Genomic DNA, 13,796 nt, shown 5'->3' on the forward strand with positions numbered 1-13,796 from the left:
CGGCCCGCGGTCAGCGGGCAAGGCGCTCCGCGGACCCGCTTGCCGCCATCAGCGGCTTCAGTTCGCGGGCAAGCTGGCGCAGGTCATGCAGGCGCTCGACGCGCCGGCGCCCCTCCTGTCCCATCCGGGCGATCTGCGCCGGTTCGGCGGCAAGCGCGGCGCCGATTGCGGCGACAAGCTGATCTTGGTCGCCGGGCGTCACCAGCCAGCCGCATTCGGAATCGACCAATTCGGGGATGCCAGCGATCGTTGTGGTGATCACCGGGCGGCCCAGCGCGAAGGTCTCCATGATGACGATCGGCAGGCCCTCCGCATAGCTCGGCAGCAGCAAGGCGCGGCTTTCGGCGATCGCCTGCCGGACCTCGTCATTGGACGCCCAGCCGCGCAGCACCACCTCGCGGCCGACATCGTGCCGCGCGATCTCGCTTTCGATCTCGGCACGGCTCTCGCCATCGCCGACCAGCACGACCTTGATCGTCGGGAGACGCTGCTTCAGCGCCGCGACCGCCGCCGGGATGTGGACCTGGCCCTTTTGCGGGCAGAGGCGGCCTACGCAGACCAGGGTCTGGTTCTCCGCCTCGATCGGCGGCGCGACCCCGAACTGGCTGAGATCGATGCCGCAGCGCGCGATATGAATTTTGGCGGCGGCCTCGTCGTTCCCGGCCAGCCCGGCGAGGAGGTTCCGGCAATAGTCGGAGATCGCCACGACGAAGGCGGCCTGCTCGATCTTCAACGGGAAGCTCAAGCGCGGTGCCTCGACGAATTCATCCGGGCCATGCGCGGTGAAGCTGAAACGCGGGCCGCCCAGCAGCGCCGACAGCATCGCGACCGCCGCGGCATTGTTGCTGAAATGGGCGTGGACATGTCGCACATCCAGCCGCGTCGCCGCCTGACGCAGCGCTGCCGCCTGCATGAGATAGGCGACATGCCTGACGAAGCCGCCGCGCGCATTGCGCAGCAGTGTCCGCCATGCGGGCAGGGCGCGGCCGATGCCGGCTGGATTGGTGAAGAGTTCGCGCAGCGCGGCCACGAACAGGCCGGCGAGATTGCCTTCAAGCAGATAATGCGTCCGCCCGGCGTCGCGGATATCCGCCGGCTCGACGAGTAGCCCGGCGAAGCGGCGGACGGCGAAACGCGTCACCGCGACGTCGATCTCCTCCAGAGCCTCGATCTCGCGGCGGATGAAGGTGCCGCTCGGAGCGGGGTAGGTATTAAGCAGATAGGCTACCCGCATCGCCTCACGCTCGGCCGGCTCAGGCGGCATCGCGTCGTCCCGCCAGCGCCCCGAGGCGCGCCTGCTGCGCGACGATCGCGATCTCGGTCGAAAGCAGGCGCTCGGCGATACCGGGATTGGCCTTGTTGATCACCGAGCCGATCAGCCGGTCGCGGAAGGATCCGCCGACGGCAAGCGCGGCACGCAGCGTCTCCGCCGAAGCCTTGCCCCATTCGACGACAAGCAGGATGGCATGGATATGGGCGGCAGCGGCCCGCAGGTCGCCGGCCGCGACCAGCGGCGGCATGTCGAAGATGATCAGGTCGTAATCGCGCGCCTGCTCGAAGAGCGGCTTCATGCGGGCGGACCACAGGATCTGCGCGGTTGCGGCGCGGTCTTCCGCCTTGCCGAATGGCAGGAAATGCAGGCCGGACGCTGGGTCGGGGCGGACATGCTGCGCCAGGCCCGAAGCGGGATCGTCGAGAAAGGGCGCCAGACCAGCCGTCGCCGCCGGGGCCAGCATGGCGGAAAGCGCAGGGTCGTAGAGCTGGGCATCGACCAGCAGGATGCGCCTGCCGCTGCTCGCGGCCATCAAAGCGAGGTTCGCCGCGATCGTGGTCTTGCCTTCGCCGCCGAGGGCGGAGGTCACCGCCAGCGAGCGGGGGCCGGCCAGCGGGGCGGACAGGTCGCTGGCGACGCTGACATGGCGCAGGGCCTGCCAGAGCGGGGAGAAGGGCTTCGTCTGCGCCTCGGAGAGGATGGCCGGAGCGCTGGCCGGTGGTTCGGTCGAGGCCTGCGCCTCGTCGGCTTTCCTGGCGGAACCGGCCGGACGGAGCAGGGGGACGATGCCGAGGCATTCGACGCCGGTCACGGCCTGGGCCTGGTCCGGCTCCCGGATGCTGCGATCGAGGAAGGCGAAGATCAGCGCCAGCATCATCGCGAGGGCTGCGCCGACGGCCGCCGCCCCGCCGATGATCAGAATGCCGCGCAGATTGCTCTTGTCGAGCGGCGGCAAGGCGGCGGAGACGATATGGGCCTGAGGGCCGGCGCCGCGCATGCGCTCGCGCAGCCAGCTGCTGGCCGACTGCACGGCCTGCTCGCGGTCGGTGTTCAGCTTCGCGATATAGGTTGCGGCGACCGCATTGGCGACGAGCGCCGCCTGGGCCGGATTGTCGGCCGTGAATGAAACCTGGACCAGATTGCTCTGCCGCAATTGCTGCACGCCGAGGCTGCTGCGGAACTGCTTGAGGGCTCTTTGGGCATTGCCGCGCATCGCGCCGGCCAAGTCGAGCTTGTCGATCACCGCCAGGATCACCGGGTCGGAGGAAACCAGCTGAACCTGGGTGTCCAGGAATGACGGATCGAAATAGGATTCGGAAAAGAGCGTGTCCTGCCCACTCGCGGACAGGCGCAGATTGGTGACGTTGAGCACCGTCGAGGCCGTGTATTCGGAGGGCCGGAGGATTACGAAGCCGATCGCCAGCAGCGCGCCGATCGCCGGCAGGAGCAGCATCAGCCGCCAGCTGCGCAGCAGCGCCCGCAGCATCCATTTCCAGTCATAGATCGGTTCGCCCGCGGACTGTTCGGGGGCTGCCGGCATGGCGTAGATCGTTTCAGGCATGGTTTGGCTCATTCGGAGGCAGGCACAGGAGTCGCCGCCCGGTCGCCACCGCTTTCGATGCCCGCTGACGGTCCCGCGGATTCCGCGCTCTCCAGGATCTTGAAGACCTTCACGATATCGCCCGGCCGCACCGGCGTGGTTTCCGTCGCCTCGAATTCCTGGCTCGGTTCGCCGACGCGCAGGATCGTGTAGCGCAGCCGCGGCGTCTCCCGCGAGACTTCGCTCTGGACGATGTCGGAGGAGTACGAGGCGGCGCTGTCGAGCATCCGCGAGAGCGCCCTTTGCTGCTTGTCGACGGCGCGAAGCTGGGCGTTGACCCGCTGGATGCCGGCGAGAGCGTCGGCGCGCCGCTGGTTGTCGAGATTGGCGGCGATCGAACGAGCCTCGGACAGGCCTTGCTCGGCTCTGAGCTTGCGAATTTCCAGCTCCTGCTGCTCGCGCAACACATCGGCCAAGGTGCGCTCGAGCGGGAAGAGGCGATGCACGGCGAGATCGCGTTTGACGAGGCCCCGAACCTGCGCCAGCTCCTCCTCGGTGACCTTGCGCTTGCGTTCGAGATCGGCCTTCTGCGTCCCGAGCGATTCGATTTCCTTCTCGCGGGCAGTGAGCCCGATCTCGAGGGCGAGCTTTTCGGAGCGGCGCCTTTCCAGCGAGGCGTCGAAGATGCGCCGCTGCTCCTCGAGCGCGCCGAGGAATTGTGCGTCGGCATCATCGGGAAAGGGCGGGAACTTCGCGAGATCGTCGCGCTCGGCGCCGAGCCGGACTTTCTCGGCCAAGAGATCCTGCCGGCGCAGGGCGAGGACCGCGAGTTCGCCTCGGCTGCTGATCGTCACGCGCTCGACATCCCATTCCGACCGTCTTTCGGCGCGGTAGGCGCCGCCGGCGATGCTGACGGCATTGAGGACGACCATCCCGGGCCGGTACATGTACTCGCCGGGGGTGGTGACGCTGCCGAGAATGTAGAAGGGGCGATAGGCGACGATGTCGACGGTCACGTCCGGCAGGTTCGGCAGGCCGGCCTTGTCTTTGAGCCGTTCGGCGACGGCCTTGGCGAGCTCCACCGTATCGAGCCGGGCGGCGGGAACCTGGCCGATCAGCGGCAGGGTGATGTCGCCGCGGGCGCCGACGACGACCTCGCCGTTCAGCGCTGGCCATTCCGAGACATGGATGCGCAGGCGGTCCTGCACGCCGAGCTGATAGCCGGCTGCATCGGCGGCCGGCGACGACAGGATCGCCGCGACGAGCGTCATCACCGCAAACGCGACCTGCCGGATGATCATCGCAAGGCGGCTCATCTTTCCGGGTCTCCCATGACTTCGGCATGACGTAGCGCCAAGAGCCTAACAGCGGCTAAGGATCGGCCCGGTGCGGCGCCCGCCAGGGGCGAACTCGGCCGGCTTTGTCCATTCATGGTTACCATCCTGCCCGGATTCCGCCCGTTGCCGCCGGCATTCCGGCCCCGGCCGGCAGTGGCCTGCGCAGCAGCGGCAGCGCGTTGCGGCGGCGCCTCGCATTCATCCGCAGCGATATCCCGAAGATCATGCCCATGGTGTAGACGACGAGATACTGCACTTCCTTGATGAAGAAGATCCATTCGTAGAAGGAATGCAGGCAGACGATCAGTAATGCGATGCCCAGGCCGAGCAGGAGCGCTCCGCCGGCGTTGCTTCGTTCTCGCCAGCCGGTGCGGAAGGCGCAGGCCAGCGGCACCAGAAGCGCCAGGCAGAAAGTCACCAGTCCGAAATAGCCTGTTTCCGCGGCGGCGAGCCGATAGGCGCTGTGCACGATGTTGTTGCGGTTGCCTTCGGCCCGGGCCACGCCGGCCCGCTCGGAATAGCCCTTGTCCCTGGCGACATGGACATAGTGGTTCGAGCCGACGCCCAGCGGGTGGTCCGCCAGGATGAAGGAGGCCGCCCGGTTGAAGGCGGCGCGTTCGTCATACTGGTCCTCGTTCAGCGGGGTGTTGCTGAAGCGCTTCTCGAAGGACGACATGGCGAGCGGCGCGACCACCGCCAGCGCCAGCACCCCTCCCAGAGCGAACGCGACTTTCCTCTGGGTCAGGCCCGCCAGAGCCAGCACCAGATAGGTCAGGCCGATGCCCAGGACGGTGAAGCCGACCGTGGCGCGCGAGGCGGTGAAGACGACCACGACGATGGTGGCGAGCGTCGCGAGGATGAGGTTGCGGGTGCCCGGATAGCCGTGCAGCAGCAGGGCCAGATGGGGGAAAAGCACCATATGGGCGGTCATGCCCAGCGTGTTCTGGTGGATGAACAGCCCGTGTGCCTGAGGCAGGTTGAGCGCCAGACGCTGGTGGAGCACGGCGACGAAATGCGCCGCCATCCCCAGGGCCATCCCGCGCAGAATGTAGATCGCCGTTTTCGGCTCGAGGCAGGCACGCGCCACCACCACCATGATCAGGAACATGCGCGCGATCTGCCCGGCGCCGAAGGAGGCGGCAAGCGGTTCGTCCGCCTGGAAAATCGACAGGGTGACGGCGACGACATAGGCTAGGAACGGCAGCTTGCACCAGAGCGGAAGCCGCCCAGCAGGCAAAGCGAGGAAAGCCGCGACGGCCAGAATGTCGATGATGGTGACTTCGAGGCTGTAGACGAATCCGATCCACGAGCCCGCCAAGGAAACGATGCCCATGTCGAACATCGGCATCGCGGCGGAGAAAAACGGCAGCATTCCGAAGACCGTCCAGAAGACCGGCGCGAACTTCGGGTTGCCCCGCAGTATGAGGCTAAGCGGAACTATACAGGAGATGGCTATGAAAAGAGCCGCGAATTTCAAGTTGAATTTCTCTCTCTATTAACGGTTGGGATGTAACGCCGCGACATGACGGTCGGGTTAACGGCGCGCGGCATTCATCGATAGGGTTAATCTGAACGTGCAGCTCAAGGACGCCCCCGGAACAATCCTGGCCCTGTTTGCCTTCGTCCTGCTGATCGCAGGGGTGAGTGGCGCGAGGGCGGTCGAAGTCCAGTCGATCGGCCTGTCCGCCCCGGATGTCATACAGGTTACGCTGCTCGATCCGCCGTTCCGGCGGGGCCGCATCGAACGCCTCGAGCAGCCGCGCTCCGAAGCGAATGGCAGCTGGGTCTCCAGCAAGGGCGAATGGGGACTGGTGATAGGGCCCGGGCGCGATCATCTGCGCCTCTCCGACGCGCCGCCCGCGCATTTCCTCGACCGGGATGCCGTCGACCGGGCCTCGGCCTATGCTCCGGTCGGCGGCCGCCGGGTCATCGCGGTCTACCGCAAATCGATGCCCTATAATTCCGGATTGTTCCGGACGGCGGGCGGCGATACGCGGTCGGGGGCGAGCTTTCGGCACGAAGTGCATCTGCAGCTCGACGGACCGCTTCCGGCAGGGGCGCATGTGATCGGCTGGCCGGCCGGGACGCTCGCGGACACGCCCTTCCGGTTCGACGATCAGGCGACCCGCTCCCCGGCGATCCGTGTCAGCCAGAACGGTCACCGGCGCGCCGACCTAGCGAAGACCGGCTTTCTGGCGCTCTGGCTGCCGGGCGGGCCGGAGCAAGGTGCGGTCGATTTCCGACGCTACGGCATCGACCGCTTCAGGGTTCTCGACGAGGCCGGCGCGGAAGTCTTCGCAGCGCCGATCAGGCTGCGCGCAAGCCCCTCGGATCCCGAGCCCGGCAATGGTCTGCCCGGCGAATTGCTCGACTATGCGGATGCCGCCGCTCCGCGCCTGGCGCTGCTGCGGCTCGGCAACGGCAAGTTCGCGACGCGCGTGCCTCATGGCTTTTCCGTCGGTCAGCGGGTCGCCCTCGAAAGATTGCACGGCGACCAGGATGCCGGCGCGACCTTCGCCTCCGTAGCGTCCGTGACGACCTCCGAATTCGAACTCGCGAGCATCGGCGGCGAGGTGCCGGCGCGGCTGTGGTCAGGCGCCACGATCACGGCGGCCCACCGGGCCAATCGCGCCGGAACCTATGTGTTCGAGCTCGACTATTCGGATTGGCGCCCTGCCCGCGACGGGAGCTACCGGCTGCAGATCCCGGGGCTCGGCGTATCCGATCCGGTGTTTATTGCCGACGATGTCTGGCTCAGATCGGCCCGGATCTCACTCGCCGGCCTGTATCATCATCGCAGCGGCATCGCGCTTGATGGGCGCTTCGGCTATGCCCGCCCCGTTGCCTTCCGTCCCGGGCGCGATCTGACCATTCGCGAAAGCCGCCTGCCGCTGCTCTGGTCTTCCGAATTCATGGGCGGTTTCGTGCCCTTCGCGGATGGCGCCGGCAAGAACTGGATTACCGAGAAGGCGGCTCCGGCGGACTATTGGGGCGGATATATGGACGCCGGCGACTGGGACCGGCGCATCCAGCATCTCGACGTGTCCTCGCTGCTGCTCGAAGCCTTCGAGAGTACGCCGGCCGGAAAGCGCGCCCGTTCCTTCGGCCTGCCGCGCTCCAGCGACTATCTCGATCCGGGGCTCTATGGCGACACCAACGACCTGCCCGAGCTCGTGCATGAGGCGATCTGGGTGCTGGACTTCTTCCGCCGGCTGCAGCGGCCCGATGGCAGCGTGCGTGGCGGTATCGAAAGCGCCAGCCATCCCGCCAAGGGCGAGCCCAGCTTCCTCGAGCACCAGGGCGTCTTCGTCTATGCGCCCGACCACGTTTCGACCTATCGCTACGCTGCCGTCGCCGCGAAGCTCGCCCGCATTCTGAAGGAGCTGCACAGCGACCGGCTCGCTGAGGTTTTCGCGGCGAGCGCTTCCCTGGCCTGGAAGGCGGCGGAGCGCGGCTTTGCTGACCCGGATGCCTACTATGCCGAGGCGATCGCCGCCGGGACCGGCGCCGGTGCCTTTGGCGGTGCGCCATGGGAGCAGAGGCGCCGGCAGATCCAGGCCCTGGCAGCGGAGTACCGGCGCGCCGCAGCCGCCTCTCTGCTGCGTCTTGGCGGAGAACCGGGCTATCGCGCGATCTTCGAGGCCGAATGGCGGGCGCAGGCGAGCCTCTACGCGCATAATGGCGATGCGGCCTGGGACTATCTTGGCAGTCAGGGCGCCGATCCTGGGATCGCGGCCAGCATCACGCAGGCTTTCCTGTCAGAGGCGGCCTTCGTCGTAGAGGCGCAAAAGCGCTTCGCCTATCCCAGCATGAAGCATCCGGCGGCGCCTGCCGGTTGGGGGCAGGGCGGCGCGCCCGCCTATCACGAGATGCAGCTCCTGCTGCGCGCGCACCGCCTCGGCCGGGACCCGGAGATTCTGCGGACGATGGAGCTCGCCCATCACGTCATGCTGGGAGCCAACCAGCTCGGGCTCAGCCTGATGACAGGGACTGGCGCCCGTTTCGCGTCGAATCCCCTGCACGAGGACAGTCTCGCCATGGGCGTCGATGCCCCGGTGGGCATCACGATCTATGGCTGGGCTTCGCAGGCGCAGACGGCGCATGGCTGGATATTCGGCCCGCCCTGGTCCCCCTTGCCGGAGGTTGGTACGGCGGAGCAGGCGAGGCAGCGCCGCATCGAGCCGCCACGGTTCTCGCTGCCTTATTTCGACTATCTGGTGGAGCACCCTGCGGTGATCATGCAGCAGGAATACACGGTGCAGCAGACGATCGGCACGATGGCCACGCTGGCGCTGTATCTCGATGCGCAGTGAGCGCCGGCCTCAGCTCCGCCCGAGGATCCGGGTGGCCCAGCTCTGGCCGACCTCCTTCGCCGCCAGGCGCATGAGGGACGGCACGGCGAAGACGTAGCGACGCCAGAGCCGCTTCGGATCGGAGGCGAGACGGTGCACCCACTCGACGCCGACCTTGGTCATCCAGCGCGGCGCGCGCTTCTTCATGCCCGTCATGAATTCCAGGGAGGCACCGATGCACAGGCAGGTGCCCGAGGCACGCGCATCTCTGGACAGGGCATGGGCGATGATTTCCGATTGCGGGCTGCCGATGGCGATGAAGATGAAATCGGCCCTCTCGCGGAGCACGAACTCGACGCATTTCGCCAGTTCTTGGGGGTTCTCGGCGACGCCCAACGGCGGGACATGCACCCGCAATTGCAGATGCGGGTGTTTCCTCCGCATCGTCTCGGCCAGTTGCTGGCTCGACGCGATCAGGGCCAGCTTGTGTCCGGGCCGGATCACCTCGTTGAAAAGGCACACGGTCAGATCCGAGCCGGTCACGCGCGGCAGGATCATCGGCATGGCGCGCGCGAGCAGCATGATCGGCTTGCTGTCGCAAAGCGTCAGCCAGGCATTGTCGTAATAGACGCCCAGTTCCGGATGATGTGCCAGCCTTACGACGTGGTCGACATTCGGGGTTACGACATAGCGAAAGCCCGGATCGTGCTGCGTCTCCCCAATCAGCTTCAGGACCTCAGTGAAGGTGATCCTGTCGAAGGGGGTGCCGAGGAAGCGCAGGCGCGGGATATCGAAGCTCGCTGGTGACCCCCGACTAAGCTGGGCGGGGCCGATAGTGCCCGACATCGTTTGCGCTCCTCACTTTGCTGGACTGGACGGATGTCTTGGCGCACTGGCAGCCTTCGCGACCTAAGAACATCGGCGATACCCTATCGTCAAGTTGGCTAGTTTTCGGAAGACGGAAATGGAGGAACATCGTTAAATTCGGCCGCGACCAATCTCTTCCGGCAGAGTGAAAATCGAACTACTGTGCTGCCGGATTTATCTTCGTGCCTCTCCGGTAGCCGAGAGCAGAAAACGCTCATGATCGCCGTCTTCATCCTGTTCTTGCTCGCCAACCTCACCTTGCTGGTTCCGGCCTCGGTATTTGCCGTCGAGGTCCTGGCCGGCGCAACGCGGCGCGGTCATGCTCCGGCAGCCCTTCCGGGGAGGCGGCCTGGCGTGGCGGTCCTCGTCCCGGCGCATCAGGAAGAGGCGGGTATTGGCGAGACAGTGACCGCGTTGCGTGCTCAACTCGGCCCGGCGGACCGGCTGCTGGTGGTGGCCGACAATTGCTCGGACGAGACCGCAGCGCTGGCCAGGAGCGCGGGGGCCGAGGTCGTCGAGCGCCGCGATCCGGACCGGCGCGGCAAGGGCTATGCGCTGGATTTCGGCGTCAGGCATCTCGAAGCCTCGCCGCCCGAAATCGTGCTGATCGTCGATGCCGACTGCACACTCGCGGCCGGCGCCATAGATCGGCTCGCGGTTGAGGCGGTGGCTTCCCGGCGTCCGGTTCAGGGGTGCTATCTGATGGCGGTGCCGCCCGGGGGCGGGATCGGGATGCAAGTCGCGGAATTCGCCTTTCTCGTCAAGAACCGGGTCCGCCCGGCCGGGCTGCATCGGCTGGGCCTGCCCTGCCATCTCACCGGCACGGGCATGGCATTTCCCTGGGCGGTACTTCGCGACGCCGATCTCGCCCATGGCAGCCTGGTCGAGGACATGAAGCTCGGGCTCGATCTGGCCATGAAAGGCACCGCGCCGCGCTATTGCGAGAGCGCCCGGATTCACAGCTATTTCCCCTATTCGCAGACGGGCGCCGCGACGCAGAGGCGGCGCTGGGAGGAAGGCCATCTCGGCTTGCTCGCGCTTGCTTTCTCCCGCCTGCCCGTTGCGCTGGCCGCTCGGCAACCCGGCAGCGTCGCGCTGACCCTCGATATCCTGGTTCCTCCGCTGACGCTGCTGCTGCTGTTCGTCGGCGCGGCCTGGCTGGTGACCGGCGCCGCGACCCTTATGCTGGGCCTGCCGGCCCTGGTGTGGGGAATCGCCAGCGCGAACCTCATGCTCCTGCTGCTGGCGCTGGCGCTGGCCTGGCATGTCTTCGGGCGGGCCGTGCTGCCGGCACGTTCGCTGGTGCTGGTCGTGCCCTATGTCCTGCAGAAGCTGCGCCTCTATGGCGGCATGGCGCTCGGCTCGCGCAGCCGGGGCTGGGTGAGGACCGACCGGCAGGGGCCGAAGGAGTAGAGGCGCCGCCCAGGCGCTATGGCAGGCGCCACATTAAACGCAGCATCTCGCGCAGGCGCCTTATGGTGGCGCGGAAATAGCCGGCTTCTGCCAGTACGTAGGCGTCGCGCATATAGGCGGTATAGGCGGGGATGAAGTCGCGCGTGATCGTCGCGCAATCTGCCCCAGGCGGCAGCGTATCCGCGACGGCTCTCCCGCTCAGAAAGCGCGCCGCGGCTGTGCGCAGCGTCGCGGCGCGGGCGGGGTCGAGCCAGGCCGGCGCCCAGGCCTCCGCGATCTCGCCGCCGAAGAGCGAGGCATAGGTCACCAGGGCCATGAAATAATTGCCGGTCTCGGTGAGATGCACCTTGTCGCTGAACAGCAGCGCGACGATCTCGCCGGGCTTCAGGCCCTCGAAGCCCGGCTTGCCGCCATCGGAGGTCAGGTCGGCGACCAGTTCGGCCAGGGCCAGGGAGGCCGGAACGAAGCGGATGGCGTCCTTTCGGCTTTCCCGCACCAGCCCGTCATTGGCGCGCCTGACCACGCATTGCCAGACGCGCGAGGCGCCGCGCTCATAGTCGATCCAGGCCTGGGGGGCGGCGCGATCCGAAAGATCGGCCCAGGGCGCGTAGAAATAGGTCGTTCCCGCTGGGTTCGATGCGATGAAGCGATCATGGACGGCACGCAGATGGCGCACCGTGTCCTCGCGGTCGATGGCGTCAAGCACGCGGTGCCATTCGGTGATCAGGAGCACCTCGTAGCCGGGGCCAGTTCCGAATGCCGCCGCCATGTCGATCGGCTTGCCGTCGCGGTCGAGACCGGCGGCGTAGCCGGAGCCGGGAGGCGTGCCTTCGTCGCCTTGTGATCGGCGCTTGATCGTCGAGCCGCCGATGTGCTGGCGCTGCCATGCGAGCGGGCGGCCGGCCTGTGCCGCGATCGAAGCCATCATGTCGGGCATAGGCCGGTCGGTCAGGCTGTGGCCGGAAATGAACAGCCGCCGCGCTTGCGCCTCGGCGAAGGCCGGCGCCGGCAGCAGGGCGCCGGCCAGGCCGGCGGCGAGAAGCGTGGCTGCGGCGAGCCCGTATGCGGAGAGGCTAGCCATGGGCGGCGATCAGTCCGGCGCGTTCGCCATAGAGCTTCTCCTCGTCGAAGCAGCGGCCGGTGGCGGCGGCTTCGCGTACCAGACGTGCCAGCCCTTCGCGGTCGCCATGCAGGCGCGCGAGCGCGTCGGCGAGGGCCGCTGGATCGTTCAGCGGCGAGAGCAACCCGCCACCGCCGCGTGCGAGCAGGCCGGCCGGATAGGCGCCGGCATAGCCGACGATCGGGCAGGCGCAGACCAGCGCCTCGATCAGGCAGCGTGGCGATTCCGGGGTCTTGTGGCAGAACAGGAAGATATCGGCCTGCCGCATCCGGGAAAGCACGACCTCCCGGTTGCCGACATGCCCGGCGAAAGAGATGCAATCGGCGATGCCGAGCGCGGTGGCGCGCTGCCGCATCGCGGCGAGCAGCGGGCCATCGCCGAGCCATTCGGCCTGGAATTCGACGCCGCGGCTGCGGGCTCCGGCGATCGCTTCGAGCCAGTCGATCGGCCCCTTCATCTCGGCGGCGCGGCCGATATAGACGAGGCGCAGCGGCGCCCCGCTCTCGATCCGGGCGATCTTCTCGGCGATCGCCGGGGCGCTGGCGAAATCCTCCGCGAGGGTATGGACGTCGTAGACGCAGGCCGGATTGGTGGAGAAGGCGGAATAGGCGTTGAACGTGTCCATGCCTTGCAGGAGGGCCAGGCTGCTGCGGCGCGTCAGCAGGCGGTGATAGGGACCCATCGCCAGCAGCATAGCCTGTTCCTTGAATCGGCGCTTCAGCGGCAGGCTGGGCAGGAGGTTGCGGATCACTTCATGCTCGACACGGTCGAACCAGACCGCATAGCGGCGCCCCTGGGCGTGGGCTTCGAGCGCAGCGATGGCAGCCCAGTCGCCGATCACATAGCCCAGGGTGAAGCACAGGCTGTCGGCCTGCCGGATCGCATCGGCCAGGAGCTTGCGGGTGGCGCGATAGGTGCGGGCGAATGCGCCGACCCTGTAGGCCATGGGCAGGGCGTGGAAAGTCAGTTGCGCGGCGCAAGGAAGGCGGGCGACATCGACCCAGTCGGCCGTGGTTCCGTCTTCCTGCTCGGTCTCCAGGAGAATGCCGGCAAAGGCGACGTGGTTGAAATGCTCGGCCCAGCGACAGATGCCGGCGCAGGTCTGGGAATCGAGCTGCAGCCCGTTCGGACCGCGGCGCAGGCGGACGGCCGTCACCAGAAGCAGCCTGCCATGCGGTTGCGGGCGAAGCCGGTCCGGTGCCGCCAGCGAAGGCGGGGTGGTCGTTTCCGCGAGGCTCGGTGCGGCAGTCATGAAAGGCTCCCGGCCAGCCATTCCGGCCTGGCTGCGATGTCGCGATGTCCGAGCATGGTCGCGGTCGCGATATGGCCGTCGGCGATCGCAAGGCGTCCGTGCAAGCTGTCCCCGGCTCGGAACGGCGCGGCATCGACGGTAAAACGGGCGGTGAAACGACTTTCGGCGGGGTCGATCTCGATATCCAGGGCCTGAAAGTCAAGCAGCTGCCGCGACAGCGGATACTGGCATTTATAGGCGCTTTCCTTGGCGCTGAAGACGGCGCGGGCCAGGACGCCCTGCCGTTCTGCCGGGAGGCTCGCCAGCCAGGCGCGTTCCGCCGGCCCGCAAATCTCCGGCACCAGATCCGGGTCGAGCGCTTCGTCCGGCTCGATGTCGAGGCCGAGCGAGACGAAGCCGTCCGCCAGGCGCGCCACCGCGACCACGCAGAGATCGGCGCAATGGCTGATGCTGCCGGTCATGCCTTCCGGCCAGAGCGGCGCCCGGTCGGGACCGGCGGGGATTGCGGCGGCCGGCAGGCCGAGCGCCTGCATCGCCTGCCGGGCCAGCGCCCGCCCGCCGAGGAATTCCCGCCGCCGGGTCGGGGAGGCTCCCCGCAACGCAGGCTCCTCTGCCGGCAGCGGCCCGGCCCAATCGCCTCGGGGATCGCCCGTCGCGATGCGGATTGCCGGGTCGAAGAGCTCTTCGAGCCCCCTCATCCGG

General features: G+C 67.5%; 10 protein-coding genes. 2 read left to right on the top strand and 8 right to left on the bottom strand.

Annotation, left to right across the window (positions count from 1 at the left end):
• Positions 1 to 10: 10 nt before the first annotated feature.
• The 4 genes from AC3RCC_RS07195 to AC3RCC_RS07210 form a co-directional block, all read right to left on the bottom strand.
• Positions 11 to 1,264 carry a glycosyltransferase family 4 protein gene (locus AC3RCC_RS07195; RefSeq protein ID WP_492258010.1) on the bottom strand — a complete coding sequence of 418 codons (1,254 nt, stop codon included), beginning with the start codon at positions 1,262 to 1,264 and terminating at the stop codon, positions 11 to 13.
• Complete coding sequence (locus tag AC3RCC_RS07200) at positions 1,254 to 2,834, bottom strand: tyrosine-protein kinase domain-containing protein (RefSeq protein ID WP_492258011.1); 1,581 nt, start codon at positions 2,832 to 2,834, stop codon at positions 1,254 to 1,256. Before AC3RCC_RS07200 ends, AC3RCC_RS07195 begins: the two co-directional genes overlap by 11 nt.
• Positions 2,835 to 2,842: 8 nt before the next feature.
• On the bottom strand, positions 2,843 to 4,129 hold the full coding sequence (locus tag AC3RCC_RS07205; RefSeq protein ID WP_492258012.1) for a polysaccharide biosynthesis/export family protein: 1,287 nt from the start codon (positions 4,127 to 4,129) through the stop codon (positions 2,843 to 2,845).
• 118 nt (positions 4,130 to 4,247) lie between these two features.
• On the bottom strand, positions 4,248 to 5,627 hold the full coding sequence (locus tag AC3RCC_RS07210) for an O-antigen ligase family protein (protein WP_492258013.1): 1,380 nt from the start codon (positions 5,625 to 5,627) through the stop codon (positions 4,248 to 4,250).
• A gap of 97 nt (positions 5,628 to 5,724) precedes the next feature.
• On the opposite strand from AC3RCC_RS07210, the gene AC3RCC_RS07215 reads away from it, so the two are divergent.
• Positions 5,725 to 8,463 (top strand): glycoside hydrolase family 9 protein, encoded by a 2,739-nt coding sequence (locus tag AC3RCC_RS07215; protein ID WP_492258014.1) that lies wholly within the window; start codon positions 5,725 to 5,727, stop codon positions 8,461 to 8,463.
• Between the two features lie 9 nt (positions 8,464 to 8,472).
• Here AC3RCC_RS07215 and AC3RCC_RS07220 read toward each other — a convergent pair whose 3' ends face one another.
• Entirely contained in the window at positions 8,473 to 9,288 is an 816-nt protein-coding gene (locus tag AC3RCC_RS07220; protein WP_291639741.1) for a WecB/TagA/CpsF family glycosyltransferase, read from the bottom strand.
• Positions 9,289 to 9,525: 237 nt separating this feature from the next.
• Here AC3RCC_RS07220 and AC3RCC_RS07225 point away from each other — a divergent pair, with 237 nt between their 5' ends.
• Entirely contained in the window at positions 9,526 to 10,722 is a 1,197-nt protein-coding gene (locus AC3RCC_RS07225; RefSeq protein WP_492258015.1) for a glycosyltransferase family 2 protein, read from the top strand.
• 16 nt (positions 10,723 to 10,738) lie between these two features.
• Here AC3RCC_RS07225 and AC3RCC_RS07230 read toward each other — a convergent pair whose 3' ends face one another.
• Genes AC3RCC_RS07230 through AC3RCC_RS07240 form a run of 3 tightly spaced genes read right to left on the bottom strand, consistent with a single transcriptional unit; the run spans position 10,739 to position 13,792 of the window.
• Positions 10,739 to 11,803 (bottom strand): hypothetical protein, encoded by a 1,065-nt coding sequence (locus AC3RCC_RS07230; protein WP_492258016.1) that lies wholly within the window; start codon positions 11,801 to 11,803, stop codon positions 10,739 to 10,741.
• Positions 11,796 to 13,094, bottom strand: coding sequence for a glycosyltransferase (locus AC3RCC_RS07235; RefSeq protein ID WP_492258017.1), 1,299 nt, complete (start codon positions 13,092 to 13,094; stop codon positions 11,796 to 11,798). The genes AC3RCC_RS07230 and AC3RCC_RS07235 overlap by 8 nt, the downstream gene beginning before the upstream one ends.
• Complete coding sequence (locus tag AC3RCC_RS07240; protein WP_492258018.1) at positions 13,091 to 13,792, bottom strand: 4'-phosphopantetheinyl transferase family protein; 702 nt, start codon at positions 13,790 to 13,792, stop codon at positions 13,091 to 13,093. Before AC3RCC_RS07240 ends, AC3RCC_RS07235 begins: the two co-directional genes overlap by 4 nt.
• Positions 13,793 to 13,796 lie beyond the last annotated feature (4 nt).

This window comes from Allobosea sp. GW823-FHT01F03, assembly GCF_058798075.1.

What these genes read in the sequence shown, in the direction of transcription:
- AC3RCC_RS07195 (WP_492258010.1), bottom strand. Translation starts at nt 1,264, where the DNA reads ATGCCGCCTGAGCCGGCCGAGCGTGAGGCGATGCGGGTAGCCTATCTG.
- AC3RCC_RS07200 (WP_492258011.1), bottom strand. Translation starts at nt 2,834, where the DNA reads ATGCCTGAAACGATCTACGCCATGCCGGCAGCCCCCGAACAGTCCGCG.
- AC3RCC_RS07205 (WP_492258012.1), bottom strand. Translation starts at nt 4,129, where the DNA reads ATGAGCCGCCTTGCGATGATCATCCGGCAGGTCGCGTTTGCGGTGATG.
- AC3RCC_RS07220 (WP_291639741.1), bottom strand. Translation starts at nt 9,288, where the DNA reads ATGTCGGGCACTATCGGCCCCGCCCAGCTTAGTCGGGGGTCACCAGCG.
- AC3RCC_RS07225 (WP_492258015.1), top strand. Translation starts at nt 9,526, where the DNA reads ATGATCGCCGTCTTCATCCTGTTCTTGCTCGCCAACCTCACCTTGCTG.
- AC3RCC_RS07230 (WP_492258016.1), bottom strand. Translation starts at nt 11,803, where the DNA reads ATGGCTAGCCTCTCCGCATACGGGCTCGCCGCAGCCACGCTTCTCGCC.
- AC3RCC_RS07235 (WP_492258017.1), bottom strand. Translation starts at nt 13,094, where the DNA reads ATGACTGCCGCACCGAGCCTCGCGGAAACGACCACCCCGCCTTCGCTG.
- AC3RCC_RS07240 (WP_492258018.1), bottom strand. Translation starts at nt 13,792, where the DNA reads ATGAGGGGGCTCGAAGAGCTCTTCGACCCGGCAATCCGCATCGCGACG.